The sequence below is a fragment of the Methylobacterium sp. 142-1Y genome (genome assembly GCF_057747795.1).
This window is the reverse complement of record NZ_JBYLEN010000002.1, coordinates 582,884-608,047: the sequence shown is the minus strand read 5'-3', so window position 1 is coordinate 608,047 and position 25,164 is coordinate 582,884. Positions and strand designations below refer to the sequence as shown.

Sequence of the window (25,164 nt, the reverse complement as noted above, 5' to 3'; positions counted from 1 at the left end):
ATCATGTCAACGCGCTGGCGAGTTGCGAGACGGTCAATTTCGAACTTGTTCCCAGTTTTCGCACGTCTATCTTTCGCGATGACAAGATCTCAATCTTGGCGATCAGCATCAGGCGGTCGATCGACGTCAAACCGAGATCGATCAGGTTTCGATCGACAGTGTCGATGACGATGGTGGGCCGGCCGATTTCGGCGAGGCTACGATTGACGAGCGAGACGACGTCGAGATCGGTCACGTCAACACCTCCATCCTGTCGCCGATGACGAGGGTCCAGGTTCCGATCTCCCGGCTCGTCACGATGCCGGCGCGGACATAGGGATCGGCCGCCACGAAGGCTTCGGCCTGCTCGACGGTGCCCCGGTACAGGATGAGGCCCTTACGCAGGTTCTCAGACAATGCGCCGCCGGCTGCGATCCGTCCCGCCGCCTGCTCCGCTGCGACGTAGGCCAGATGCTCGGCGCGATAGGGTTGCCGCCGCTTCATGAAGTCGGCGACGAAGCAGTACAGGATGACGATCATGACTCAGGCTTCTGCTGTCAGAACCTCGCGACGATAGGTCTCTTGCTGGCGATTGACGCCGTGCTCGGGCGACGTGATGACGAAAACGTCGCGATAGCTCGGTTCGTCGGGGTCGACTTTGACGATCGGCGTGGCGCAATGGGTGAAGTAGCGGTCGTAGTGATTGATCAATACGCCTTCGGGAAATACGTGATCGAGCACCAGGTCGCCTTTCACATCCCAGTACCGGGTTGCACCGGAGGTGTCCGCGATATTGTGACGGTTGACGATGTAGACGCCGGTCCAGTCGGTACCGTCCCGGTGCGCACCCTCCGGAGTCGGGTTGCCGTTGTCGGTCGTCCGGATCTGATGGATCGAGAAACTTTCCACGACGTACGGGATCGAGGCTAGCCATTCCTTGATCATGATGTCGAAGGACCGCGTCTTGAGCAGCGACTTCGGAACGTCGGCATAATCGCGATCGATGCCGCCATAAGATCCGAGCTTGTTGACGTAGCTCGGCTGATAGAGGGGCACGCGAGGGAGCAATTCATAGCCGCTTTCGGTAATCCTGATCCTCGACGTGGTGCGGTAGCGCGATCCAGCCGTGAAATAATTATCGTTTGGAACGAAATAAAATGAGTCCTTGAGTTCGCTAATGTCCAGGTGGGGAACGTTCACCCGCAGGATCGTTTCGCCGTTATTGGCGATCTTCGTGCCATCCAGGGTCGTTTCAAGATTGTACATAGCAGTTCCACTCCTTGTATTCCGGGTCTCGGCCGAGCGTGCAGCGACGGAATTCGTCGACAAGCCGGCGCAGCTTTGCGTGGTGAGCATCGAAGGTCGTCGTGGCGATGCGAGCGACGATCCTGATCTCGGATGCGGTGCTCGTGGTGAAGGCGGCGGAGAAGAACGCCGCCTCGGAGACATGGATATCGCGCTCGGTCACCGACGTTCCGCCCCGACGTAGAAGGGTGATGACCGTGTCGCGGGTGATGCCAGGCAGACAATGCGTTGTCGCTGGGGTAACGACTTCTCCTTTATTTGTAAAGAAGAAGATGTTGTGCGCACTCGTCTCGGTAATTTTTCCGTTCGTGTCAAGAAAAAGAAGATCGTCATCGCCGGGCAGCCGTGATCGCAATCCGAGGTAGCTGTCGAAATAGTTGCGCGATATTTTTCGTGAGATCGTCTCGGTCGATCGAGGATGGGTCGATACGCCGAGGCCGATCACCGGGACGGGCTTCGGCGCGGGAATCGGTATCGCGAAGATGCAGCTGCGGGGGGCGGGCGGCTCGTCGAGCCGCATGATGCCTTCGTCGAGGAAGGCGATCGGTCGAATGTAGAGGTCGCCGCCGCCGAAGCGGCGGACGAGGTCCATCGTCGCTCGATATTGCGTGTCCTCGTCGAGGTAGGGACTTTCAAGGCCAAGGAAATCGCAGGTCCGGCGATAGCGTTCCAGGTGTTCGCGGAGACGGAAAACGGCGGAGCCTCCGTCGGCCGCGTAGCAGCGGATGCCTTCGAACGCACAGACCGCGTAGTTGAGAGAGAAGAGTGAGGGGCCGAAGCGTGCATCGCTCGCGTCGATCAGGGCGCCGTCGAGATAGACGAGGCTCATATGTGACCTCCTCCTTCGACGAGGTCGTAGAGGTTGCCGCCCGAGCGGATCTTCGCCAGCATCTCGCTCTCGATCCCGGCGATACGGGTAGCCGTGGCGAGGACGGCCTCGATGTCCTCGCTCGCCACGGCGACGACGCCGTTTCCATCGCCGAGGACGAGGTCGTCCTGGCGGACGACGTGGCCGGCGACGGTGCAGGCCGTGCCGCGGCTCTCAACCTTCATGCAACCCTGTGAGTCCATGACGGCGAAGCCGGTCGACCAGATCGGCAGATCGAGCTCCGCGACTTCGTCGTGGTCGCGGATCGTGCCGTTCGCGACCACGCCCGCATAGCCAAGTCGAGCGAGGTAAGTCAGGCTCAGGCCCCCAAGCAAGACGTAGTCGCGCGATGCCTCCCGGCAGCCGGAGACGTAGATCCGTGGATGGCCCGATGGGCGGAGTTCCGCGACGAAGGATTTGACTTCGTCCCAGGTCGAAGGCGAGACTGCCTTGATATCGGAGGTCTTTCGGGTCGGCCCCCATTGAACCACATCCGCATAGCCCCAGAAGCGAGCGGGACGCGTCGCGGTCAGATCGCGACTGAGCCACTTGCATACCAAGCCGAGATGATCGTGAGCATCGGCGAGATTGCATGTGCTGAGCGCGGCGGAGATGTTCGAAATATTCCGCATGTCAGGTTCGGGCAAACACTGCCCATCCCATCGGAACGGGGCCATAATCCTTGATGACATTCAGTTCGAACTCGGTCGCTGCAGCGAGGGTCGTGACGCAGATATCGAAATCGCCCTTGGCGACGAGGCTCGCGGCGTAAGAATTGCTGGAGACGAGCGTGACACTGTCGGCGCCTTCGGGCAGAAGATGCGTCGGTGCCGGGTGCGAGCAGCACCGTGTTCCCTGGCTGTCATCGCCGCGGCGTCTCGCGATCACCATGTTGTCGGTATGAAAGTGAAAGAGTTCCTCGATATGAACCTTTCCGAGGTTCCGGAATACGATGTTGTTCAAGTCTGGATACACGACGCACAGGACCGTCTTGTCGACCTTTCCATCGATCAGTTCGACGATCGCCTTCTCGGGTGTGTCCGACAGGACGATCTCGCCTTCGATGTTGCGTGATTGCATGTAGTGGGCCGTTGCGAATTCCGAATTGGTGTTCCGCGGGCCGAGAGTCGAGATACTCATCGTCGTTCTCCTGGAGCGATTATGGTGATTCGTCGTGAACACGCTGCGTACTGTCGGAATCTCCAAGACAGTCAATCTAATATTTATGGCTATAATTGATAGTATCGATGCATCGAAATTTTAAATTTGAACACGGTATGAAATTGCATTTTTCTAGTCTAGTGCCCTGCAATCTATCAATAATATCCCGATTGTCTGTAGTGAGAAAATCGCCGGATCAAGGTGCAAATATTTTTTTATTTTTCTGAAGAAATCAAAACATAAAATCGACCGCAAGAAAAATTTAATGTATATCGACATACGAGAGAAAATCGAATTCTGCAACGCCGGCGCCATTTGTCAAAAATCATTTCATGTCGATCGATCAAGTAAATCTATCAGAGCCCGTTATCCAGGGTTGTACATCTTCCGGTGCGAATGCTGCGTTTATCGTCAGCCATCGAAGACAAGTATCGGGAAGTTTGTCCTATGGCGCGTCTGTGCATTTGAAAAACACTATTCCATTTTTGTTTCATGCTCGATCGCGTGTTGATGACGTAACCTTGCATTACGGAAGGGAAATGACAAGGGGTGTCTACGTCCCCATGACCATGCGCCGAGCCGCGATACCGGTGTCCGCCTATGCATGGTCGTAGCCTATCGCGTCAGGGCATTATTCGTGTATTACGACGAAAAAGTCTTCGCAATAAATCAATAATTACTTTATGTCTTCCAGTGATGACAAAAAAATAAATGAAACATTCCACATACAATAACAAAATATCCAAATAACCAAAAAAAATAGCAATAGGTACGTGCTAAAAATAGGCATTCATATTTGATCTAGCGAGAAAAAAATTAAAACTAACAAAAATAATCTGGAAACCTCACCGGATTTTCATCAGTTTTTGGTTGGCGAGGCGGCGGCCGGGCGGGTCGCTCTTGATGGCGATGTCCTTTCCAGCTGCGGATCGCACGGGCCTGTTCCTGGTCTACTCCCATCGACGATCGTCTTTGTCTCGACCACGCGATACGTCGACGGCGTAACGATCTACTTCTCGCGTCGGCGCAGCCCTACTGCCCGCTCGTTGAATGACGGGCGACCGGCCTCTGCCCGCCGCCGATCGCGGTGCCGTTACCGAGTACGATGCGGCACTTCGCGCCCGCGCATCGCGGCGGCGCTCCGATCGATGTCGGTGTCCGGGTGCAGGCACCCGCGCCCGGACGCGGGTTCCGCGACCGTCGGCCGACGGTCGCGATCACGTCGCGGTCGGCCGTCGCGTCCCCGTGGCCAATCGTTCGCCCGGTCAGGGGTGCACGCGAGCTTTCTCAGGGACCGAAGGCGGATGCGACCCGTTTCAGATTATCCGCCGCCAGGCCCAGCCGCTCCGGTGCCCCATCGCGTCCGGCGAGCCGGGACGCCACGCGAGCCAGATCCTCAGCGCGTTCGGCCGCGATGCGCAGGGCGATGGCCGACGCGGGAGGCAGGGTGGTGTGGCGGGTCAGTCCGAAGGCGGCGCCGGCCCGCGAACCGTCGCCGCGACCCGAGGGGAGGAGGGCGAGCGTCTCGCCGAGGGGCTTGAGCACGGTCGTCATCGCGTCGATCGCGACGCTGCAGAACAGGCCGGCCATCGGTCCCGACGGACCGCTGGCGAAGGCGTGCTGGAGCAGGCGCAGCATCAGGACGTAGACGTCGTCGAACAGATCCCCGACCTCCCGCGCCAACGGATCGACGAGCACGTTGACCGGCCCGCCCCCGGCCCAGTCGCCGCGGATGCGCGGCACGGGGTTGTCGAGGACCGGGCGGGTGGGCCGGAATGCCGGATCGGCGGCGCGGTGCTCCTCGAAGGCGGCCCGGGTCCGCAGGAAGGTGGCGTAGTGCGAGTCGCCGCGGTCGCAGGCCGTCCCCTCGCCCTGCTCGGTGATGAGCGCGATCGCGGCGAGCGCCGATCGTGCGTCCCGGACCGGCAGGAGATCGGGGAAATGGGCGATGTCCGGCGTCATCTCTCCCTGGCTGCCTACGAAGAACAGGCTCTCCTCCGGCAGGCCCTGGATCTGCTCGGCGATCAGGCCGTAGAGTTCGCCCACGGAGCGAAACCGCGCCGGCTCGTCGTCGTTCGTCCGTGTCGGCGCGGCTTTCCGCCCGGCCAGCAGATCGAGCGGCGTCTCGTACGAGATGAAGCGGTCGAGGGCGCGGGCGCCGAATCCTTCGAGGGCCAGCGGCTGGTCGAACCCGTAATAGGTGCGCCGCTGCGGGAAGTTCGGACGCCCGTAATGCGGCGAACCGCCGACTGCGGCCAGGATGTTCCAGACCTGCGCGAGGTGGAGCATCTCCTCGGCGGCGATCATGTAGATTTCGGACGCCCACAATCGCACCGCCTGAAGCTGCCGCCAGGTCAGGCCGCCTTCGGCCAGATCCTGCTTCAGCGAGAAGGCGGCGTAGAGGTAGGAGCAGGCGAGTCCGTGCTCGAGTTCGCAGGCCTCGGTGAGCAGGCTGAGCAGGCGTGAGCGGCTCGGGATCGCGGCTGGATCGGCGGACATGTCAGGGCCCCGTGCGGAGAAGGGTCGACACGGTCCGTGCCGCGCGGAGCGCCAGGGCCGCCACCGTCAGCGTCGGGTTGGCGGTCCCCCCGGTCGGGAAGACGCCCGCGCCCACGATTAAGAGGTTGTCGTGGTCGTGGGCCCTGCAGTCGCGGTCGACCACCGAACTGGAAGGATCCCGGCCCATGCGCGTCGTGCCCATGATGTGGCCGGCACCGGAATAGGTATCCTCTTCCTGCATCTTGCGCTCAGGGTCCGGGGCTCCGAGCCGGTCGAACACCGCCGACACCACCGCCAGGGCCTTCGCGAAGGCCTGCCTGTTGTAGTCGTCGAGCGTCATGGCCAGCGCCGCGCGCGGCACCCCGAACGCGTCCGCCGGACCATCGGCGAGGGTGACGCGATTGGCCGGCCGGGGCAGCATCTCCGTCGAGTAACTGATCCGGAACTGTCGGGAGAGCCTGTCGCGCAGGGCCGTGCGCAGGTCGGTCCCGATCAGGCCGGCATCGACGAGCCGGCCGAGGGCGGCGTAGGGCGTCTCGCTCCGGCCCATGCCGTCGTTGCCGATCGACAGGCGGAATGCGGCATGACGGGCCCGGAAGGCGCCATCCCGGAACGAGTCGATGCCGACCGTGGTGGGCGGCCCGCGGAACGGGTGGAGCGGTTCGGCGACGATGGTCGCGCCCTGGCCCTGGAGATGGTCCATCAGGTTGCGGCCGACCTGGTCGCTGCCGTTGGCGACGCCGGCCGGCGCGGCGTCCGGATCCGGCGAGGCGAGCAGCAGCCGCGGCGTCTCGATGGCATGCGCGGCGACGACGTAGAGGTCCGCGGTGACGAAGCCCTCCCGCCTCGCGCCGGCCTCGTCCCACCGGGTATAGCGCAGGGCCCGCACGCGCCGCGTCGTCCGGTCGAGGTCGATACGGGTGACCACGGCCCGGTCCCACAGGATGGCTCCCGCGGCGACCGCCTTCCGCACGTGGACCGACCCGTCGTACTTCGCGCCGATGGGGCAGATCGGGACGCAGGAGGAATTGCCGGCGCAAGCCGGGCGCCCGTCGTAGGGGCGCGAGTTGCGGGCCTGAGGCGTCGAGGTGAGCTCGACCGGGATGCCGTGCACCTGCAGCCCGGCCGCGGCGCGCTCGACCGCGAGGTCGCCGTAGGACGGCCAGATCCGGCTCATCGGGAAGGGCCGGCTGCGATGGGCGCCGTGCAGGCCGTCGAGCGCGCGATGGTCGCCGGCGACGCCGAGCGCGTGCTCGGCCTCGCCATACCACGGTTCGAGATCGTCGTAGCCGAGCGGCCAGTCGACGCCGACCCCGTATAGGCAGCGCAGCCGGAAATCCGCCGGGACCAGCCGCGGCATGTTTCCCAGCATGTGCCAGGTCGAGCCGCCGACCCGCCGCAGATAGGTGCTCTTGAACTTGAAGGGGGAGGAGGGCTGGGCCTGGGCGTAATCGTCCTCGCTGTCCGGGCTCGTCACCGGAGACGGCGGCTGGTTGTCGCGATAGGGCGAGCGTGGCGTCTTGACGGCCGCGAGGGCGTAGTCGGCGACGAGGTCGACGCGGGGGCCGCTCGCGGGGCCGGCCTCCAAGAGGAGCACCCGGTGTCCGGCGCGCGCGAGTTCGAAGGCCAGCAGCGCCCCCGCCACCCCGGCGCCGACGATCGCCACCGAACAGCGCGCGTCGGCGTCAGGCATCCGGTGCATACCGCCAATGACCGGTATAGCCGCCCGACAGGCCCGGCGGGTGGGCGCCGACGACCCGCCACAGCAGGCCGCCGAAATACGCCTCCGCCGACGGGAACGGAGCCTCGACCTTTCCCTCCGGAGGAAGACGTCCCGCATACCAGAGATAAGCGAGCCGCCGTGCCGCCGCCGCGGCGGCGCGATCGCCCGCGAGCGCCGCCTTCAGCGCGACTTCGGGCTCCTCTGCGGTCACGGCCGCAGCCGCGACGGACCGGAGCGCCGCAAGCTCGCCGGCCGCCTCCGCCGCGCTCGTCATCAGCGCGAGGTAGGTCTCGGCCAGTGCCGCGTCGAGGTCGTCCACCCCCGTGACCAGGCGCGATATCGTCAGGAACTCGGGCAAGGGTCTCGCTCCTAAGCTCCATCGCAGAGTGGCACGATCGTTCATCGCTGGAAAGACTTCACAACCGAAGGGCGAGCGTGCGATAGTCTGCGAGACGGCACCCTGTCCCGACTGAGAGCGGCGGAGACACACATGCCCTTCACCCTGATCAAAGGCGCGTTCCGCGTCGTCGGTCTGTCTCCGGATGGCGACTCCATCCGGTTCGTGCCCGACGACGATGCGCTGGTGAGGGCGCTGCCTGGCGGCAGCAGCGGCGCCAAGCCCTCGCGCCAGCTGAGGCTCGACGGGATCGACGCGCTGGAGACGCACTACAATGCCCGGCATCAGCCGAGTCGCTGGGCATTCGCGGCGACGGATGCCATCCTCGCCTTCGCAGGAGTGAAGAACGTCGTTTGGGACTCGCGCCACGCCACCGTCGTGGCGGCCGACGACGGGACGCGTGGATGGATCCTGGCCCGGCAGAAGGAGAAGTACAACCGCCCGGTCGCTTTCCTGTTCGCCGGCGAGGCGCCCGACGTCGACGGCGCCTCGGTGACGCTCGACGCGGCGCTCCTGCGCCGCAGCTTCAACCTGCAGGCCCTCCATCAGGGCCTGGCCTATCCGACGTTCTACGCGACCCTGTTCGCCGATCTCAGGACGGCGATGACGGCGGCCGCCGTGGACGCGCGCACGGCCAAGCGCGGGCTCTGGCAGGAGGATCGCACGACGGCGGGCTTCGAGGCCACCTCCCTCGGGGTTCTCATGGACGAGGTGCCGATCCTGCCGAAGCTTTTTCGGCGCCTGAGCGACTACATGGCCGCGAGCGGAACGGCGGTCGGCTTCAAGGAGGCGCTCGCCGAGGGGCGGGACGTCGTCTGGGACCTGCGCACCCAGCAGCGGACCCACCTCGACACCTTCGTCGAGCAGGCGTCCGGCAGCGTGCAGATCCGGCTGACGCGCGATCCGGAGGAGCTGGTCTTCGACGAGATGCCGCTCCAGCCGCCGGGGTTCTTCGCCGCGCTCGTCGGCGCGCCGCTGCCATCCGGCGCCTGAGGCGCGCCGCATCGATCGGGGCGCGAGCGAGGCCCGCCGATGATCGTCGTATCGCGATCCCGGGATTCGTCATCCCGGAGCCTGTGTGAACAGGATCGTCCATCCAAGGACTGAGGCAGGCGGGATCATCCCACACTCTCACCTCATATTGAGTTGGAGGGGGGAATGTCCCATGATATATTTGATTATCGTCAGATAAATCTGATCAAGGAGGCTCTCAGGCGCTCGTCTCGGGAATGGCCGCCCCTGTCCTGCAAGCTGCGCCTGCCTCGCTCAGTAATCAGCCGGACCTCGTATGATGCCGTCGGCCGTCGTGAGCGAGGGGTGACGAGCCGGACTCCCGGCGCCGCCACGGTTCGCGGATCTCTCGCAACGTGATCCAGGCGTCCTTGGATCACGAGGACGTCGTTCGGCTGGCCCGTGCGGCGGGCGTCGTCTGCAGTTCTCCGCGCTCGACAGTCGAAGCAATAAATGTGCCGGGAAGACAAAGATCGAATACGGCTAAGCTGCGGTTCAATGGTTGCGGAAACTTGAGAAAGATGCCAGCTTCAAGCGATATATGGAGGCGGTGCTTGCGGTTCGTTGCCGGCTCTGCGGGGAGGGGGGCGTCATGTTCAAATATTCAACGCCAGGTGACGTCTCCGATATTGGAAACGAGACAAAGCGTGCCGATTTCCTCGATGACTGGCACGCCTACATCAGTGGGCAATTTCAAGACAACATTCGTGCGCTCGGACCGGGATCCTTGTTTTTCACCGAGGTGGATACCGCCGCCGAGGGCGATCCGGTGCCGATACATTGGAACGGCTTTCCACTCACCCTGCTCAGGACGAACAGGAACATCCGGCGGGATGCCTGGAAGGATGCGGAAGTTCTTCAGCAATCGGGGCGGGGCAAGTTTCGGAAGCAGGACGAGTATTGCGAGTGGTTCGTCTACAAGAAAGCGGGACGTATCGAAAAGATAGTTTTTACCGCCGAGGGTCCGGAATATTGGGAGAAACTCGCCGAGCACGATTTCGACACGGTGCTGGCGCTGTACAGGAAACTGGTGGATCCGGCGGTGCAGGGGGGCGATCTCCTCAAGGATGGCAGCTACGACAGGCTGAATGTCTGGAATACCGAAAGGGGCGTCATCCATCTGACGCATCCGGCGAACACGCTGGGCGCCGAGATCAATCTCGCGGCGATCGCCACGGTCCCGCGCGTCGACGCCCAGGGTCAGCGGGTCACCGACGTGCGGCGCCTCGCGTGTTGCGCGAATTTCGGCGATCCGAACCGCAGCAGCGATCCCAATATCGGCTGGGCGGTCAACACGACCTGCCTGCCCATCGCGGGCGGGGCGACGCCTCAGGCCGCCACCCTCGCCGATCCGGTCGGCCTCTACATGGACAGGCTGTTGCCCCAGACGCTCACCGGTCCGGGCAACACGCCCGTGGACGACTGGTTCACCTTCCGGCGCGGCAAGGCCGGCCGCGGCCTGATGGCGGTGCTCGAACCGCCGGCGGGGGCCGCGTTCGGCCTGGATCAGGTCAAGGTGATGGGCGTGCCGCTGGAATGGGGCGGGCAGGTCGCCGAGCGCATCGAGATGGTCCTCTATGCCAGGGTGGGGGCGGCCGAGCCGCCTCACCCTTCCTCCGCCCGGTGCGTGGCGCATTGCTGCATGCCGTCGGGAACCTCGCCCACGAGGATCAAGGACGTCAACCTGCAGCATACGGATGCAGGGGCCAGGTGCGCCAACGGAGCGGTGGACGCTTACCCGGAACTGGCGGATCCCGCTGCGGGGGCCGGCCCGATGCCGATGGCCGTCGCGACCTCCGCACCCCGCAGGACGAGGTCGCGCCTTGCCACCGAATGAGCCTCTCCTCGACGCGCTCGACATCCAGGGCAACGTGCTGCCCGGCTTCAGGCGCCGCCAGCAACGTCTCGTCGGGTTCCAGGGAACGTCGGAGGCGGCGCTCAAGGCCGCCTTGCGCCTCGTCCTCGACGCCTCGCTCACCGATCTCTCGACCGTCCTGGGCCACAAGGACGATCGGAAGACCGCCTTCCTCGCCGGCGCGCCGGCACCGGCGAGGCCGGACCTCTGGCTCAACTACGCGATCGGCGTCCGCGCCGCCGAGGCTCTCGGGCTCGAACGCCTGAAGGACCTCGAACCGGCTTTCGGGGCCGGCATGCCGCTGCGGGCCGGCGACACGACGGAGCCGAGGTTGCCGGACGGCTCGGCCGATCCGACCTGCCCCGCCAACTGGGTCGTCGGGGGACCGAACACGCCACTCGATCTCCTGCTGATCGCCGCCGCCGATGCGGAGATCGAGGCGCTCAGCGAGCCGCTGGTCGAGCAGATCGAGGCGTGCGGGCTCGTCCGGATCTACGCCGAACTCGGCGCGTTCCTTCCCGGGGACAAGGAGCATTTCGGCTTCCAGGACGGGATCAGCCAGCCCGGCGTCCTCGGCGTCATCGACGACCGAGGGGTGCAGCGCTTTCTCACCACGCGCTACGGTGTGCCGGGGGCCCTGGGGATCGAGTTCGGCAAGCCGGGCCAGCCCCTCCTTCCGCCGGACCAGTTCCTGTTCGGCGACGAGGAGGCCGACGCGCGAAATGGCTCCTTCCTGGTCTTCCGTCGCCTCACCCAGGACGTGCCCGGCTTCGATGCGGGAACGAAGGCCATCGCGGACACGCTCTCGCGGCGGCTCGGGAAGCCGGTGGACGAGAACGACCTGCGGGCGCGGATCGTCGGCCGTTTCCCGAGCGGCCAGCCGCTCATGCGGCAGACCGCCGGTCCCACCGTTCCCGAAGCGGCGCTGGCGCTCAACCACTTCGCGTTCGCCGGCGACACGCCCGACCTCGTCCTGTCCAGCGGTGAACGCATCGCGGGCAGCCAGGGCGACCCGCTCGCGCAGAAGGGCGCCCGTTGCCCGATCTGGGCTCATATCCGCAAGGTCAATCCACGCGACATGCAGACGAATCTCGCAGGCCCCGACGAGACGCGGGCTCGCCAGATGCTCAGGCGGGGGATTCCCTTCGGACCTTCGTACGACCGGAACAATCCGGGCCATCCGGATAACGGCCGCGAGCGGGGTCTGCTGTTCCTGTCCTACCAGCGCTCGATCAGCGACCAGTTCGAGCAATTGAACGGCAACTGGATGAACAGCGACATCGGCCCGATGAGCGGCGGGTTCGACCTTCTCGTCGGACAACGCCTGTCCGACGGTCGCCACGGGCCGAAGGACGCGCAATATTTCGACGCGCCGTCGAAGAGCTTCACGGCCATCGCGGCGCTCGAGCAGTGGGTGAAGCCGACCGGCGGCGAATATCTGTTCACGCCGTCGATCTCCTGGACACGACGGATCGCGGCCGTCGTCGCCTGACCGCTCGTCAGCCCACCCCGCGGACGGTCAGGCGCGCTCGTCCTGGAGCGCGCGCACGACCAGCGCCGAGGCCGAGGTGCGATTCTCGACGCCGAGCTTGGCGTAGATCTGCTCCAGGTGCTTGGTGACGGTGCGGGGGCTCAGGGACAGGATCGCGCCGATGTCGCGGCTGGCCTTGCCGCGGGAGACCCAGAGCAGCACCTCGGCCTCGCGGTGGGTCAAGCCGAGCAGGCGGCGCAGGCGCTCGATCTCGTCGCCGGTCTCGACATTGAGCCGCAGCAACACCTCGTCCCCGCCGACGCGGCCGATGCGGCTGAGCTGGAGGCGTCGTCCGTCGCCGCCCGGCAGGGTGAGCGGATCGGCGGTACCGCTGCGCAGCCACGCCGCCGCGGCCGGCGGCAGCAGCGGCACGCCGCCGGCCGGATTGAGACGGCCGGGATCGAGATTGCGCAGCAACCGCGCCGCCTGGGGCGTGCACCAGCGGATCGCCCCGAGGGCATCGACCGCGAACAGGAAGCGCCCGGCGCTGTCGAGGGCGAGGCGCGCGCTCTGCGAGGCCCGGGCATTGGCGAGGTGGACGCGGATCCGCGCCAGGATCTCGCCCGCCGAGATCGGCTTGGTGACGTAATCGACGCCGCCCGCCCCCAGGCCGCGGACGACGTGCTCGGTTTCCGACAGCCCGGTCATGAAGATCACCGGTACGTGGGCGAGGCCGGCATCGGCCTTGAGGCGGCGGCAGGTCTCGAACCCGTCGAGGCCCGGCATCACCGCGTCGAGGAGGATGATGTCCGGCGTGATCTCCCGCACCACCGCGAGCGCGGCGCTTCCTGAAACCGCGACCAGCACCGTGGCGCCCGTCGCCTCGATGGCGGCGGTGAGGAAGCTCAGCGTCTCGGGCGAATCGTCGACCACCAGCACGATGTCCCGGCCCGGCTCAGGCATCGCCGCGCCTCCCGTCGCCCGCCGCATCCAGAGCCGCCGATTCCAGCGCCGCCGATTCCAGCACCGCCATGTAGCGGGGCAGGTCGTAGGCCTGCACGAGGCCGCGCAGCTCGGCCAGGAGTGGTTCGGCCATGAGCGGCTCGGGCGTTCCCGCCTCGATCTCGGTGAGCTTCGCCTCGATGCCCCGGACATGGCCGATGCGCCCGAGCCGGAGCAGTTCGGCGACCTCGTCCGGGTGCGCCCGGCGCGCTTTGAGCCCGGCGGCCGGCGCTGCGTCGGTCGTCCATTCGAGGCCGAGCAGCGCCTGGATGCGGGCGAGCAGGTCGCGCAGGTCGAAGGGCTTGGCGATCATCGCGTCGTGCGGCGCGTCCTCGCCCCGCACCGGGCTGATCTCGTGGGCATTGGCCGACAGCATGGCGATGCGGGCCGGGCCGTGGCCGGCGGCCCGCAGGGCCCGGGCGAGTTCCCAGCCGGACATGCCCGGCATCGCGATGTCGAGGAGGAACAGGTCCGGCCGGCACTCCGCCGCGAGATCGAGGCAGGTCGGCCCGTCGGCGGCCGAGAGCAGGGTGAAGCCGAGGGGGCCGAGGATCTCGCGCATCAACTCGCGATGGGCCGGGTCGTCGTCGACGACGAAGATCGTGCGCCGGCGCCCGGCATAGCCGGTGGCCGGCGCCTCGGCCGGGGCGGCGCGGGCGGGCTCGGGCAGGGCGGAGAGCATCAGCCGCAACCGGAACGTGCTGCCGCGCCCGAGGTCGCTCGCGACCGCGATCTCCCCGCCCATCACCTGGGCGAGCAGATGTGCGATGGTCAGCCCGAGCCCGGTGCCGGGCGTGGCGGTCGCCGCGGGCAGCGAGCCGCGCACGAACGGCTCGAAGATCCGCTGGCGGTCGGCCTCCGGGATGCCGGTGCCGGTATCGGTCACGGCGAACTCGGCGATCTGGCTGCGATAGGTCAGCGTCAGCCCGACCTCGCCCTTCGCGGTGAACTTGATCGCGTTCGAGATCAGGTTGAGCAGGATCTGGCGCAGGCGCTTCTCGTCGGTGGCGACGAGGGCCGGTAACGCCTTCGGCCGTGAGAAGCGGAAGGCGAGCCCCGCGGCCTCGGCTTGCGGCCGGCACATGTCGACGATCTGGTCGAGGAACTCGGGCAGCCGCACCACGTCGCGGTGGAGCTGGAGCCGGCCCGCCTCCATGCGCGAGATGTCGAGGAGCCCGTCGATCAGCCCGGACAGGTGCTCGGCGCTGCGGCGGATCACCCTGAGGCCCGCCTGGCGCTGGGGCGGGATGGCGGGGTCGGATTCCAGCAGCTGCGCGTAGCCGAGCACCGCGTTGAGCGGCGTGCGCAATTCGTGGCTCAGGCCGGTCACGTAGCGGCTCTTGGCGAGGTTGGCGGCCTCGGCCGCCTCCTTCGCCTTCTGGAGCTTGGCGTCGGTGATCTTGTGGGCGGCGATCTCGGCCCGGTGCAGCGCGGTCTGGCGGGCGCTCTCCTCCTGGGCGACGCGGCGGCTCTCCTGGGCCAGCACGAACAGCCAGGCCACCACCCCGAAGATCACCGCCATGACGCAGAACACCGCCTGGAGCGCCTGGGCCAGCACGGCGCGGTGCTCCGCCGGACGGTGCGCCGCCTCGGCGTAGATGGCGCCGAGGATCAGCCCGGCGGTGCAGCAGAGCGCCAGCATCACCCCGGCATAGCGCCCGAGGCGTGAATCGACGAGGGCGGCGGCGCGGGCCGGCAGCAGGCGCCCGGCGACGCGGCGGGCCTGGGCTCCCAGCCGCGCATGCGGCTTGCACAGGTCGCCGCAGCGCGCGTCGAGGGAGCAGCACAGCGAGCAGATCGGCACCCCGTAGGCCGGGCAATGGGCCATGTCCTCGTGCTCGAATCCATGCTCGCACACCCCGCAGGTGATCTCCGGGCGAAGGCGCCAGTGCCGGCGGGGCCGGCGCGCGAGGTAGTAGCGCCCGCCCGTCGCCCAGGCGATGAGCGGGGCCGCCGCGAAGGCGGTGGCGAGCGCCACGAAGGCCGCGAAGGCCTGGGCCCCCGCGCCGAACAGACCCGCATGGGCGAGGCCGGCGACGAGGCAGGCGAGCGCCATCGCGCCGGTGCCGACCGGGTTCACGTCGTAGAGGTGCGCGCGCTTGAACTCGATGCCCGGCGGCGAAAGCCTCAGCGGCTTGTTGACCACGAGATCCGCCACCAGCGCCCCGATCCAGGCCGCCGCGACCAGGGCGTAGATCCCTAGCGTCCGCTCCAGGGTCTTGTAGACGCCGAGCTCCATCAGCATGAGCGCGATGGCGACGTTGAAGACGAGCCAGACCACGCGCCCCGGATGGCTGTGGGTCAGGCGCGAGAAGAAGTTCGACCACGCGATCGAGCCCGCATAGGCGTTGGTCACGTTGATCTTGAGCTGCGACAACACGACGAACAGGGTGGTGAGCGCGATCGCGGCCCCGGGCGCCGACACGACGTAGCCGAAGGCGACCGCGTACATCTGCGTCGGCTCGCTGGCGCGCTCCGCCGGCACGCCATGGGCGAGCGCCAGCACGGCGAGGAACGAGCCGAGCAGGATCTTGAGGCCGCCCGGCACGATCCAGCCCGCCCCCGCCCCCAGTACGGCGGCCCACCAGCGCCCGCGCCGGCCAGGCTCCTCCGGCGGTACGAAGCGCAGGAAATCGACCTGCTCGCCGATCTGCGCGATGAGCGCGAACAGGATCCCGCAGGCCGCGCCGTAGAGGAGGAGGTCGAAGCCCTCACCTCGCTCGCCGGCAAGGCCCGCATGCCTCATCCAGGCATCGAGCGGCGCATCCGCGTGAGCCGCGATGCAGGCGATCGGCAGGAGGTTGAGCGCGAGCCAGACCGGCTGCGTCACGAGCTGGAACCGGCTGATCAGCGCGATGCCGTAGGTGACCAGCGGAATCACCGCCAGCGCGCTGACGAGGTAGCCGATGGCGAGCGGCAGCCCGAAGCCGAGTTCGAGGGCGAGCGCCAGGATGGCGGCCTCGATGGCGAAGAACAGGTAGGTGAAGCTCGCGTAGATCAGCGAGGTGATGGTCGAGCCGATATAGCCGAAGCCCGCGCCCCGGGTGAGCAGGTCGACGTCGAGCCCGTAACGGGCGGCGTAGGCGCTCACCGGCATGCCGGTGAGGAAGATCACCAGCCCGACCGTGAGCACGGCCCACAGCGTGTTGGTGAATCCGCTCGACAGGATCAGGGTGCCGCCGATCGCCTCGAGCGCCAGGAAGGCGACCGAGCCGAGCGCCGTCTGGGCGACCCGCCAGCCCGACCAGCGCCGGGCGCGCTTGGCCGTGAAGCGCAGCGCGAAATCCTCCAGGGTCTCATTCGCGACCCACTGGTTGTACTCGCGGCGGACCGGGATGATGCGCTGTCGTCCGGGCATGGGCCTCCGTCGTCGCGCCCGCGGCAGTGCGGGATCCGGGGGGAATTCCCTCGCCGAAATGCTCTCGTGCGAGAGGCACGGGGGCGCATGATCCTGTCCGGCTTCGGCCCGCCGCGGAATACGCAAAAACGCGTATATGCTGCGGCGCAATACGCCACCTAGCCTGAGTTCCGGATGCGGCGGGCAAGACCCTCGAGGGAACGCCCGGACGGAACGACAGGAGAGGACGATGGCTGAGAACGACGGGGGCCTCGAATCGGCGTTGCGGCGGCGGCTGCTCATGGGGCTCGCCGCGGCACCGGCCGCGGCGCTTCTGCCCCGCCTCGCGCTCGCCGCCGCCCCGCCGACCGCGGCCGTCAACACGACCGGCCTCGCCGTGACCGACACCGAGGTGACGGTCGGCATCCTGCATTCCGTCACCGGCACGATGGCGATCTCCGAGACCGGGGCGCAGCAGGCGGAAAAACTCGCGATCGAGGAGATCAACGCGGCCGGCGGCGTGCTCGGCCGCAAGATCAAGGTGATCCAGGAGGACGGCGCCTCCGACTGGCCGACCTTCGCCGAGAAGGCCAAGAAGCTGCTCGTCAACGACAAGTGCGCGGCGGTGATGGGCTGCTGGACTTCGGCCTCGCGCAAGGCGGTGCTGCCGGTCTTCGAGCAATATAACGGCATGCTGTATTACCCGACCTTCTACGAGGGCCTGGAGCAGTCGAAGAACGTCATCTATACCGGCCAGGAGGCGACGCAGCAGATCCTCGCCAGCCTCGATTGGGTGGCGAAGGAGAAGGACGCCAGGACCTTCTTCTTCATCGGCTCCGATTACATCTGGCCGCGCACCTCGAACAAGATCGCCCGCAAGCACGTCGAGAACGTGCTGAAGGGCAAGGTCGTCGGCGAGGAATATTTCCCGCTCGGCCACACCCAGTTCAATTCGGTCATCAACAAGATCAAGCTGACGAAGCCGAACGTGATCTTCACCGACGTGGTCGGCGGCTCGAACGTGGCGTTCTACAAGCAGCTGAAGGCGGCCGGCATCGATTTGTCGAAGCAGGTGCTGATGACGATCTCGGTCACCGAGGACGAGATCGACGGCATCGGCGGCGAGAACATCGCCGGCGCCTATGCCTGCATGAAGTACTTCCAGTCGCTGAAGAACCCGAACAACGAGAAATTCGTCGCCGCCTTCAAGAAGATGTGGGGCGACAAGACGGTGATCGGCGATGTGACCCAGGCCGCCTATCTCGGGCCCTACCTGTGGAAGCTCACCGTCGAGAAGGCCGGCTCGTTCGACGTCGACAAGGTCGCGGCGGCCTCCGGCGGGATCGAGTTCAAGGGCGCGCCGGAGGGCTACGTCCGCATCCACCCCAACCATCACCTCTGGTCGAAGACCCGGGTCGGCAAGGCGCTGCCTAACGGCCAGTTCGAGGTGGTCTACGAGAGCGCCGACCTGATCGAGCCGAACCCGTTCCCGAAGGGATACCAGTAAGCGCCGACCCGAACCCTCCCCCCTCTGCGCAGGGCTGTCCGGGGAAAGAAGTGGCGCTGGAAATCCCCTCTCCCCGCGGGCGGGGAGAGGCTTTCGTCCCCCTTGTCGGGGACGAAAGGAGCGGAGGCGAAAGCCGCAGCGAGGGTGAGGGGGTGTTTTCCGGAGGAGCCTCACTCGTCGAGCCCCCCTCACCCTCGCCCTTCGGGCTTCCTGAGCCCCTTCGGAGCTCAGGCCTCTCCCCGCAACGAAGTCGGGCTTGCCCGACTTCGTCCGTCGCTTGCAGATCCCGGGCAAGCCCGGGATCTGTCGGGGAGAGGGGAAAACCAGTGCCACTCCTTTCCCCGCAGAGGGGGAGGGGGCAGGCGCGCATCACGCACAAGACATCTTGAAACATTCCAGCCGGAGCCCACCCATGTTCGGTGAATACTCGCTCGGCGACCTCGGCGCGATCTTCGCCATGCAGGGCTTTGCCGGCCTGATCCTGTTCTCGGTCTACGTGCTGATGGCGCTCGGCCTCGCGATCATCTTCGGCCAGATGGGCGTCATCAACATGGCGCATGGCGAGTTCATGATCCTCGGCGCCTACATGACCTATTTGTGCTCGGGCTTCTTCCAGGCGCACCTGCCGGCTCTGTTCCCGGCCTACTTCTTCGTCGCGATGGTGCTCGCCTTCCTGGCGGCAGGGGCGCTGGGCATGCTGGTCGAATGGGGGCTGATCCGCCACCTCTACAAGCGGCCGCTGGACACGCTGCTCGCCACCTGGGGGCTGTCGCTCATCCTCCAGCAGGCCTACCGGTCGATCTTCGGCGCCCGCGAGGTCGGTGTCGAGCTGCCGTCCTGGATGATGGGCTCGGTGCAGGCCACCGACGCGATCGAGATCCCGATCAACGGCCTGTTCGTGATGGCGATCACCGTGCTCATCACCCTGGCGGTGGCCGGCCTCCTCTTCGCGTCGCGTTACGGCAAGCAGGTCCGGGCGGTGATGCAGAACCGGGTGATGGCCGGCGCGGTCGGCATCGACACGGACCGGGTCGACCGCCTCACCTTCGGCCTCGGCTGCGGCATTGCCGGGGTGGCCGGCTCGGCCTTCACGATGATCGGCTCGACCGGGCCGACCTCGGGCCAGCTCTACATCGTCGACACCTTCCTGATCGTGGTCTTCGGCGGCGCAGCGAGCCTGCTCGGCACTATCGCGTCCGCCTTCTCGATCTCGCAGACCCAGTCGACCCTCGAATTCTTCCTCTCCGGCTCGACCGCGAAGGTCATCACCCTGCTCGCCGTCGTAGCGATCCTGATGCTGCGGCCGCAGGGCCTCTTCACCCTCAAGGTCCGGCGCTGAGGAGGCCTGCCCATGAAACTCCCGACCGTCAATGACAACCCGTTCATGAAGCCGATGGAATGGGCGGCCCTCGCCCTCCTCTGTGCCCTGATCTTCGGCCTCTTGCCGCTCGCCCTCGACGGGTTCCGGCTCAACCTGGTGGGCAAGTATCTCACCTACGCCTTCGTGGCGCTCGGCCTCGTCATCTGCTGGGGCATGTGCGGGATCCTGTCGCTGGGCCAGGGCGTGTTCTTCGGGCTGGGCGGCTATTGCATGGCGATGTACCTCAAGCTCGAGGCGTCATCCGTCGAGAACACCAAGATCCAGTCGACACCGGGCATCCCGGACTTCATGGACTGGAACCAGATCACGGCGCTGCCGTGGTTCTGGAAGCCGTTCCACAGCCTGCCGCTGACACTGATCGCCGTCGTGCTGGTGCCGACTTCGTTCGCCTTCGTCATCGGCGCGGCGATGTTCAAGCGCCGGGTCGGCGGCACCTACTTCGCGATCATCACCCAGGCCATCGCCGCGATCCTGACCATCCTGATCGTGGGACAGCAAGGCTATACCGGCGGCATCAACGGGATTACGGATCTCCGCACCCTCCACGGCTGGGACATCCGCACCGACGCGGCGAAGACGGTCCTGTACTTCGTCAATGGCGGCCTCCTCGTTACCTGCGTACTGATCGCACAACACGTCAAGCGCTCGAAGCTCGGCCGCATCCTGGTGGCGATGCGCGACAAGGAGGATCGGGTCCGTTTCTCGGGCTATAGCGTCGCGAGCTTCAAGATTTTCGCCTTCTGCCTCGCCGCCGCCTTCGCGGCGATCGGGGGGGCGATGTTCACCCTCCAGGTGGGATTCATGTCACCGTCCTTCGTCGGCATCGTGCCGTCGATCGAGATGGTGATCTACGCCGCGGTCGGCGGACGGCTGTCGCTGTTCGGCGCGATCTACGGCACGCTCCTCGTCAACTGGGCCAAGACCACCTTCTCGGAATCCTTCCCCGAACTCTGGCTGTTCGGCCTCGGCGCCCTGTTCATCGCGGTGGTGCTCGCCTTCCCCAACGGGCTCGCCGGCATCTGGCGCCAGCACGTCGAACCCCGGCTGGCGCGCCGCCCCAAACCCGTCGCCCCGCTGCCCCAGGGCGCCCCCGCCGAGTGAGGAGTTTTCGATGAACGCCGCCATCCTCCCCGGCGCGAGTGCCGGCCAACCGGACTTTCTCCTCGCGGTCGAGGCCCTGACCGTCTCGTTCGACGGCTTCAAGGCGGTCAACGACGTGTCGTTCTACGTCGACGCGGACGAGATCCGGGTCATCATCGGCCCCAACGGCGCCGGCAAGACCACGGTGCTCGACCTGATCTGCGGCCGCACCCGGGCGACCTCGGGCTCGATCAAGTACAAGGGCACGGAACTGACCAGGCTCTCGGAGAGCGCGATCGTCCAGGCCGGCGTCGGACGCAAGTTCCAGACGCCGTCGATCTACGACGACCTGACGGTGTTCGAGAACCTGGAGATCTCGTTCCCGCGCGGCCGCAGCGTGCTCGGCGCCCTGACGTTCAAGCGCGACGCCGAGGTGCGCGACCGCATCCACGAGATCGCCGAGATGATCTTCTTGAAGGATCACCTCGCCAAGCGGGCCGAGTTCCTCAGCCACGGCCAGAAGCAGTGGCTCGAGATCGGCATGCTGCTGATCCAGGACCCCGAACTGCTGATGCTCGACGAGCCGGTGGCCGGCATGAGCGTTGCCGAGCGCAGGAAGACCGCCGAGCTGCTGCACCAGATCATCAAGGGCCGCTCGGTGCTGGTAATCGAGCACGACATGAAGTTCGTCGAGGACATCGCCCACCGGGTCACGGTGCTGCACCAGGGCAAGGTCCTGTCCGAGGGCTCGATGGAGCGCGTCAAGACCGACCCGAAGGTGGTCGAAGTCTATCTCGGGCATTGAGGGGAGGCAAAGCCATGCTCCAGACCGTTCCCGCCTCCGCCCCCAGGCCGGCCCCCGGCGCCGAACCGATGCTCACGGTGACCGGCCTGCACGCGGCCTACGGCCAGAGCGAGGTGCTGCACGGCATCGACCTCGCCCTGGCGCCCGGCGAAATCGTCGCCGTGATGGGCCGCAACGGCATGGGCAAGTCGACCCTGATGCGGACCCTGATGGGCATCCTGCCGGTCAAGAGCGGCACGATCCGGGTCGCGGGCCGGGACGTGACGGCGATGAAGAGCCACCGGCGCGTCGCCGCCGGCCTCGCCTACGTGCCGCAAGGGCGGATGATCTTCTCGACCATGACGGTACAGGAGAACATCGAGACCGGGCTCACCGTCACCGGCGAGAGCAAGGTCCCGCCCGATCTGTACGCGATGTTCCCGGTTCTCCTGGAGATGAAGGGCCGGCGCGGCGGCAACCTGTCGGGCGGCCAGCAGCAGCAGCTCGCCATCGCCCGGGCGCTCGCCAGCCGGCCGAAGGTGCTGCTCCTCGACGAGCCGACCGAGGGCATCCAGCCCTCGATCATCCGGGAGATGGGCCGGACGCTGAAGACGATTCGCGACGAGCGCGGGCTGTCGATCGTCGTCTCCGAGCAGGTGCTCAGCTTCGCCCTCGACATCGCCGACCGGGTACTGGTGATCGAGAACGGAGCGATCGTCCACGAGGAGGACCGCGCCGACGTCGATGAGGCGAAGGTCGCCCGCTACCTGTCGGTTTGAACGGCTCTTCGATGGTCGAGAAGGACATTGCGCTCGTCGTCCTCGTCCCATCCTCGACCTCATCCTGAGGTGTTGGTCGATCGAAGATCGACTGACCTCGAAGGAGGGCTCCAGAGGTCTCGGAGCTACCTGGAGCCCTCCTTCGAGGCTCCCGTCGGTCGAATGCGATCTTCGATCGCCAGCACCTCAGGATGAGGTCGAGGGCGGGAGAGAATACACAGTCGAGGTAGACTCCGATCCGAAAGTATCGCGGAGGCTCGTTTCGCCCCGCACCCACGATCCCGGTCGCCAGCCGGGACATCCCCCGCTCCAGGGAAAGGGAAACGCATGCCCGAGACGTTGATCAAGGTCGACCTGACGCAGTCGGCCTACGAGAACGATAGGGTGCACAATCGCTGGCACCCGGACATCCCGATGGTGGCCTACGTCAAGCCGGGCCAGGACTTCATCGTCGAGACCTACGACTGGACCGGCGGGTTCATCAAGAACGACGACTCCGCCGACGACGTGCGCGACATCGATTTGTCGATCGTGCATTTCCTCTCCGGCCCGATCGGGGTCGAGGGCGCCGAGCCGGGCGACCTGCTGGTGGTCGAACTCCTCGACATCGGCGCCAAGCCCGAGTCGCAATGGGGCTTCAACGGCTTCTTCTCGAAGCAGAACGGCGGCGGCTTCCTCACCGATCACTTCCCGCTGGCCCAGAAGTCGATCTGGGACTTCGAGGGGATGTTCACCAAGTCGCGCCACGTCCCGGGCGTGCGCTTTCCTGGCCTGATCCATCCCGGCCTGATCGGCTGCCTGCCCGATCCGAAGCTGCTCGCGACCTGGAACGAGCGAGAGACCGCGCTGATCGCCACCAATCCGACCCGGGTGCCGGGGCTCGCCAACCCGCCCTTCGGACCGACCGCCCATATGGGCCGGCTGTCGGGTGAGGCGAAGGACAAGGCGGCGGCGGAAGGCGCCCGCACCGTCCCGCCGCGGGAGCACGGCGGCAATTGCGACATCAAGGACCTGTCGCGCGGCTCGAAGATCTACTTCCCGGTCTACGTCCCGGGCGCCGGCCTCTCGATGGGCGACCTGCATTTCAGCCAGGGCGACGGCGAGATCACCTTCTGCGGCGCGATCGAGATGGCCGGCTGGGTCCATCTCAAGGTCGAGGTCATCAAGGACGGCATGGCGAAGTACGGGATCAGGAACCCGATCTTCAAGCCGTCGCCGATCGTCCCGCGCTTCGACGACCATCTCATCTTCGAGGGCATCTCGGTCGACGAGAGCGGCGGCCAGCACTACCTCGACGTGACGGTCGCCTACCGCCAGGCCTGCCTCAACGCGATCGAGTACCTGAAGAAGTTCGGCTATTCCGGCGCCCAGGCCTACTCGATCCTCGGCACCGCGCCGGTGCAGGGCCACATCTCGGGCGTCGTCGACGTGCCGAATGCCTGTGCGACCCTGTGGCTGCCGACCGGCATCTTCGACTTCGACATCAACCCGAGCGCCGCCGGGCCGACGCAATATCTCGACGGCTCGGTCCAGATGCCGATCTCCCCGGACAAGTAGCATGCCGGTCTACGACTATTCCTGCGAGGCGTGCGGCCCGTTCACGGTGTTGCGCCCGATGTCGCAGTTCCGCGAGCCGCACGACTGCCCGGATTGCGGCGGGACTTGCGAGCGCGCCTTCCTCACCGCGCCGCGCCTGTCGGGCATGGATGCCGGGTTGAAGGCCGCCCACGCCACCAACGAGCGGAGCCGCCACGCGCCGAAGCGCAGCCACGGCCCCGGCTGCGGCTGCTGCGCCCCGAAGACGAGTGCGGCGGCCCCGGCCGCCGCCAAGGGCTTCCCGGCCGCCCGGCCGTGGATGATCAGCCACTGACGCCCGTCCCCTCGCTCCGGGCGGAGCGAGGGGATCCCGACCGAGGGAGGACAGACCCGCCATGCATCACGGCGACATTTCCAGCAGCCACGACAGCGTCGGCGTCGCTGTCGTCAACTACAAGATGCCGCGCCTGCACACCAAGGCCGAGGTCCTCGCCAATTGCCGCAAGATCGCCGACATGGTGGTCGGCATGAAGTCAGGCCTGCCGGGCATGGACCTGGTGATTTTTCCCGAATACTCGACGCACGGCATCATGTACGACGCCGCCGAGATGTTCGACACCGCTGCGACCGTCCCCGGCGAGGAGACCGCGATCTTCGCCGAGGCGTGCCGCAAGGCGGGTGTGTGGGGCGTGTTCTCGCTCACCGGCGAGCGGCACGAGGAGCACCCGCACAAGGCGCCCTACAACACCCTGATCCTGATGAACGACCAGGGCGAGATCGTGCAGAAATACCGCAAGATCATGCCCTGGGTGCCGATCGAGGGCTGGTACCCGGGCGACTGCACCTACGTCTCCGACGGGCCGAAGGGTCTCAAGATCAGCCTGATCATCTGCGACGACGGCAACTACCCGGAGATCTGGCGCGACTGCGCCATGCGCGGCGCCGAGCTCATCATCCGCTGCCAGGGCTACATGTACCCGGCCAAGGAGCAGCAGGTCCTGATGTCGAAGGCGATGGCGTTTGCCAACAACGTCTACGTGGCGGTGGCGAACGCGGCCGGTTTCGACGGGGTCTACAGCTATTTCGGCCACTCGGCGGTGATCGGCTTCGACGGACGCACGCTGGGCGAGTGCGGCGAGGAGGAGAACGGCATCCAGTACGCCGCATTGTCGAAATTTCTGATCCGCGACGCGCGCCAGCACTGGCAATCGGAGAACCACCTCTTCAAGCTGCTCCACCGCGGCTATACCGGCATGATCAATTCCCGCGAGAACCGGCACGGGCTGTCGGCCTGCCCCTACGATTTCTATCGCCGCTGGATCGAGGACCCCGACGGCACCCGCGACGCGGTGCGAGGCATCACCCGCGCCAGCGTCGGCACGCCCGAATGCCCCATCGAGGGCATCCCGGTCGCGGGTGAGGGTACCGCGACGCGTCGTGAGAGGCGGTGAAGCCGAGGGGCCGCGCGTGCAAAGCGCGGCTCCTGGGG

22 protein-coding genes are annotated in these 25,164 nt (G+C 66.4%); 11 read left to right on the top strand and 11 right to left on the bottom strand.

From position 1 onward, the window contains the following. Position 1: 1 nt before the first annotated feature. The 9 genes from AC3AOF_RS32740 to AC3AOF_RS32700 all read right to left on the bottom strand — a co-directional run bounded on the left by AC3AOF_RS32740 (position 2) and on the right by AC3AOF_RS32700 (position 7,893). Complete coding sequence (locus tag AC3AOF_RS32740; protein WP_236993221.1) at positions 2 to 235, bottom strand: phosphopantetheine-binding protein; 234 nt, start codon at positions 233 to 235, stop codon at positions 2 to 4. After that, positions 232 to 519: a YciI family protein gene (locus AC3AOF_RS32735; RefSeq protein ID WP_236993222.1), complete on the bottom strand. Its 288-nt coding sequence runs from the start codon at positions 517 to 519 to the stop codon at positions 232 to 234. The genes AC3AOF_RS32740 and AC3AOF_RS32735 overlap by 4 nt, the downstream gene beginning before the upstream one ends. Positions 520 to 522: 3 nt before the next feature. Further along, the gene (locus AC3AOF_RS32730) at positions 523 to 1,245 is read right to left on the bottom strand and encodes a 2OG-Fe dioxygenase family protein (protein ID WP_488349204.1); all 723 of its coding nucleotides are present in this window, start codon (positions 1,243 to 1,245) and stop codon (positions 523 to 525) included. Beyond that, the gene (locus tag AC3AOF_RS32725; RefSeq protein ID WP_488349203.1) at positions 1,232 to 2,113 is read right to left on the bottom strand and encodes an aminotransferase class IV; all 882 of its coding nucleotides are present in this window, start codon (positions 2,111 to 2,113) and stop codon (positions 1,232 to 1,234) included. The genes AC3AOF_RS32730 and AC3AOF_RS32725 overlap by 14 nt, the downstream gene beginning before the upstream one ends. Further along, positions 2,110 to 2,799: an RraA family protein gene (locus AC3AOF_RS32720; RefSeq protein ID WP_236993225.1), complete on the bottom strand. Its 690-nt coding sequence runs from the start codon at positions 2,797 to 2,799 to the stop codon at positions 2,110 to 2,112. The genes AC3AOF_RS32725 and AC3AOF_RS32720 overlap by 4 nt, the downstream gene beginning before the upstream one ends. After that, complete coding sequence (locus AC3AOF_RS32715) at positions 2,786 to 3,292, bottom strand: hypothetical protein (RefSeq protein ID WP_236993226.1); 507 nt, start codon at positions 3,290 to 3,292, stop codon at positions 2,786 to 2,788. The genes AC3AOF_RS32720 and AC3AOF_RS32715 overlap by 14 nt, the downstream gene beginning before the upstream one ends. A 1,308-nt stretch (positions 3,293 to 4,600) precedes the next feature. Next, complete coding sequence (locus AC3AOF_RS32710; RefSeq protein ID WP_236993227.1) at positions 4,601 to 5,812, bottom strand: ferritin-like protein; 1,212 nt, start codon at positions 5,810 to 5,812, stop codon at positions 4,601 to 4,603. 1 nt (position 5,813) lies between these two features. Next, a complete protein-coding gene (locus AC3AOF_RS32705) occupies positions 5,814 to 7,505 on the bottom strand; it encodes a GMC family oxidoreductase (RefSeq protein WP_488349202.1) in 1,692 nt (563 codons plus the stop codon). Further along, positions 7,498 to 7,893 carry a sugar dehydrogenase complex small subunit gene (locus tag AC3AOF_RS32700; RefSeq protein WP_236993229.1) on the bottom strand — a complete coding sequence of 132 codons (396 nt, stop codon included), beginning with the start codon at positions 7,891 to 7,893 and terminating at the stop codon, positions 7,498 to 7,500. The genes AC3AOF_RS32705 and AC3AOF_RS32700 overlap by 8 nt, the downstream gene beginning before the upstream one ends. 132 nt (positions 7,894 to 8,025) lie before the next feature. Between AC3AOF_RS32700 and AC3AOF_RS32695 the strand changes: the two genes are divergently transcribed. From AC3AOF_RS32695 to AC3AOF_RS32685, 3 genes are all read left to right on the top strand, one after another. Next, complete coding sequence (locus tag AC3AOF_RS32695; RefSeq protein WP_488349201.1) at positions 8,026 to 8,925, top strand: thermonuclease family protein; 900 nt, start codon at positions 8,026 to 8,028, stop codon at positions 8,923 to 8,925. A 610-nt stretch (positions 8,926 to 9,535) separates the two neighbouring features. Next, the gene (locus AC3AOF_RS32690) at positions 9,536 to 10,780 is read left to right on the top strand and encodes a hypothetical protein (RefSeq protein WP_488349200.1); all 1,245 of its coding nucleotides are present in this window, start codon (positions 9,536 to 9,538) and stop codon (positions 10,778 to 10,780) included. After that, positions 10,767 to 12,290 carry a Dyp-type peroxidase gene (locus AC3AOF_RS32685; protein ID WP_488349199.1) on the top strand — a complete coding sequence of 508 codons (1,524 nt, stop codon included), beginning with the start codon at positions 10,767 to 10,769 and terminating at the stop codon, positions 12,288 to 12,290. Before AC3AOF_RS32690 ends, AC3AOF_RS32685 begins: the two co-directional genes overlap by 14 nt. Before the next feature lie 27 nt (positions 12,291 to 12,317). Here the strand turns inward: AC3AOF_RS32685 and AC3AOF_RS32680 are convergent, their stop codons facing one another. Then, a complete protein-coding gene (locus AC3AOF_RS32680) occupies positions 12,318 to 13,232 on the bottom strand; it encodes a response regulator (RefSeq protein WP_488349198.1) in 915 nt (304 codons plus the stop codon). Then, a complete protein-coding gene (locus AC3AOF_RS32675; RefSeq protein WP_488349197.1) occupies positions 13,225 to 16,629 on the bottom strand; it encodes an ATP-binding protein in 3,405 nt (1,134 codons plus the stop codon). Before AC3AOF_RS32675 ends, AC3AOF_RS32680 begins: the two co-directional genes overlap by 8 nt. Positions 16,630 to 16,858: 229 nt before the next feature. Here AC3AOF_RS32675 and urtA point away from each other — a divergent pair, with 229 nt between their 5' ends. The 8 genes from urtA to AC3AOF_RS32635 all read left to right on the top strand — a co-directional run bounded on the left by urtA (position 16,859) and on the right by AC3AOF_RS32635 (position 25,126). Further along, positions 16,859 to 18,115: an urea ABC transporter substrate-binding protein gene (urtA, locus tag AC3AOF_RS32670; protein WP_236993235.1), complete on the top strand. Its 1,257-nt coding sequence runs from the start codon at positions 16,859 to 16,861 to the stop codon at positions 18,113 to 18,115. 412 nt (positions 18,116 to 18,527) lie between these two features. Further along, the gene (gene urtB / locus AC3AOF_RS32665) at positions 18,528 to 19,454 is read left to right on the top strand and encodes an urea ABC transporter permease subunit UrtB (RefSeq protein WP_236993236.1); all 927 of its coding nucleotides are present in this window, start codon (positions 18,528 to 18,530) and stop codon (positions 19,452 to 19,454) included. Between the two features lie 12 nt (positions 19,455 to 19,466). Continuing rightward, positions 19,467 to 20,597, top strand: a complete 1,131-nt coding sequence (urtC, locus tag AC3AOF_RS32660; RefSeq protein WP_236993237.1) for an urea ABC transporter permease subunit UrtC — start codon at positions 19,467 to 19,469, stop codon at positions 20,595 to 20,597. Positions 20,598 to 20,607: 10 nt separating this feature from the next. Then, positions 20,608 to 21,381 carry an urea ABC transporter ATP-binding protein UrtD gene (gene urtD / locus AC3AOF_RS32655; RefSeq protein WP_236993238.1) on the top strand — a complete coding sequence of 258 codons (774 nt, stop codon included), beginning with the start codon at positions 20,608 to 20,610 and terminating at the stop codon, positions 21,379 to 21,381. A gap of 14 nt (positions 21,382 to 21,395) precedes the next feature. Then, positions 21,396 to 22,139: an urea ABC transporter ATP-binding subunit UrtE gene (gene urtE, locus AC3AOF_RS32650; RefSeq protein ID WP_236993239.1), complete on the top strand. Its 744-nt coding sequence runs from the start codon at positions 21,396 to 21,398 to the stop codon at positions 22,137 to 22,139. A gap of 327 nt (positions 22,140 to 22,466) precedes the next feature. Further along, positions 22,467 to 23,696 carry a formamidase gene (gene fmdA / locus AC3AOF_RS32645; RefSeq protein ID WP_488349196.1) on the top strand — a complete coding sequence of 410 codons (1,230 nt, stop codon included), beginning with the start codon at positions 22,467 to 22,469 and terminating at the stop codon, positions 23,694 to 23,696. A gap of 1 nt (position 23,697) precedes the next feature. Beyond that, positions 23,698 to 24,009, top strand: a complete 312-nt coding sequence (locus tag AC3AOF_RS32640; protein WP_488349195.1) for an FmdB family zinc ribbon protein — start codon at positions 23,698 to 23,700, stop codon at positions 24,007 to 24,009. Positions 24,010 to 24,070: 61 nt separating this feature from the next. Next, a complete protein-coding gene (locus AC3AOF_RS32635; RefSeq protein ID WP_236993242.1) occupies positions 24,071 to 25,126 on the top strand; it encodes an aliphatic amidase in 1,056 nt (351 codons plus the stop codon). Positions 25,127 to 25,164 lie beyond the last annotated feature (38 nt).

Excerpts from the sequence above, each read along its gene's own strand:
- AC3AOF_RS32735 (WP_236993222.1), bottom strand. The coding sequence starts at position 519 with ATGATCGTCATCCTGTACTGCTTCGTCGCCGACTTCATGAAGCGGCGG.
- AC3AOF_RS32730 (WP_488349204.1), bottom strand. The coding sequence starts at position 1,245 with ATGTACAATCTTGAAACGACCCTGGATGGCACGAAGATCGCCAATAAC.
- AC3AOF_RS32725 (WP_488349203.1), bottom strand. The coding sequence starts at position 2,113 with ATGAGCCTCGTCTATCTCGACGGCGCCCTGATCGACGCGAGCGATGCA.
- AC3AOF_RS32715 (WP_236993226.1), bottom strand. The coding sequence starts at position 3,292 with ATGAGTATCTCGACTCTCGGCCCGCGGAACACCAATTCGGAATTCGCA.
- AC3AOF_RS32710 (WP_236993227.1), bottom strand. The coding sequence starts at position 5,812 with ATGTCCGCCGATCCAGCCGCGATCCCGAGCCGCTCACGCCTGCTCAGC.
- AC3AOF_RS32705 (WP_488349202.1), bottom strand. The coding sequence starts at position 7,505 with ATGCCTGACGCCGACGCGCGCTGTTCGGTGGCGATCGTCGGCGCCGGG.
- AC3AOF_RS32695 (WP_488349201.1), top strand. The coding sequence starts at position 8,026 with ATGCCCTTCACCCTGATCAAAGGCGCGTTCCGCGTCGTCGGTCTGTCT.
- AC3AOF_RS32690 (WP_488349200.1), top strand. The coding sequence starts at position 9,536 with ATGTTCAAATATTCAACGCCAGGTGACGTCTCCGATATTGGAAACGAG.
- AC3AOF_RS32680 (WP_488349198.1), bottom strand. The coding sequence starts at position 13,232 with ATGCCTGAGCCGGGCCGGGACATCGTGCTGGTGGTCGACGATTCGCCC.
- AC3AOF_RS32675 (WP_488349197.1), bottom strand. The coding sequence starts at position 16,629 with ATGCCCGGACGACAGCGCATCATCCCGGTCCGCCGCGAGTACAACCAG.
- urtA (WP_236993235.1), top strand. The coding sequence starts at position 16,859 with ATGGCTGAGAACGACGGGGGCCTCGAATCGGCGTTGCGGCGGCGGCTG.
- urtB (WP_236993236.1), top strand. The coding sequence starts at position 18,528 with ATGTTCGGTGAATACTCGCTCGGCGACCTCGGCGCGATCTTCGCCATG.
- urtC (WP_236993237.1), top strand. The coding sequence starts at position 19,467 with ATGAAACTCCCGACCGTCAATGACAACCCGTTCATGAAGCCGATGGAA.
- urtD (WP_236993238.1), top strand. The coding sequence starts at position 20,608 with ATGAACGCCGCCATCCTCCCCGGCGCGAGTGCCGGCCAACCGGACTTT.
- urtE (WP_236993239.1), top strand. The coding sequence starts at position 21,396 with ATGCTCCAGACCGTTCCCGCCTCCGCCCCCAGGCCGGCCCCCGGCGCC.
- fmdA (WP_488349196.1), top strand. The coding sequence starts at position 22,467 with ATGCCCGAGACGTTGATCAAGGTCGACCTGACGCAGTCGGCCTACGAG.
- AC3AOF_RS32640 (WP_488349195.1), top strand. The coding sequence starts at position 23,698 with ATGCCGGTCTACGACTATTCCTGCGAGGCGTGCGGCCCGTTCACGGTG.
- AC3AOF_RS32635 (WP_236993242.1), top strand. The coding sequence starts at position 24,071 with ATGCATCACGGCGACATTTCCAGCAGCCACGACAGCGTCGGCGTCGCT.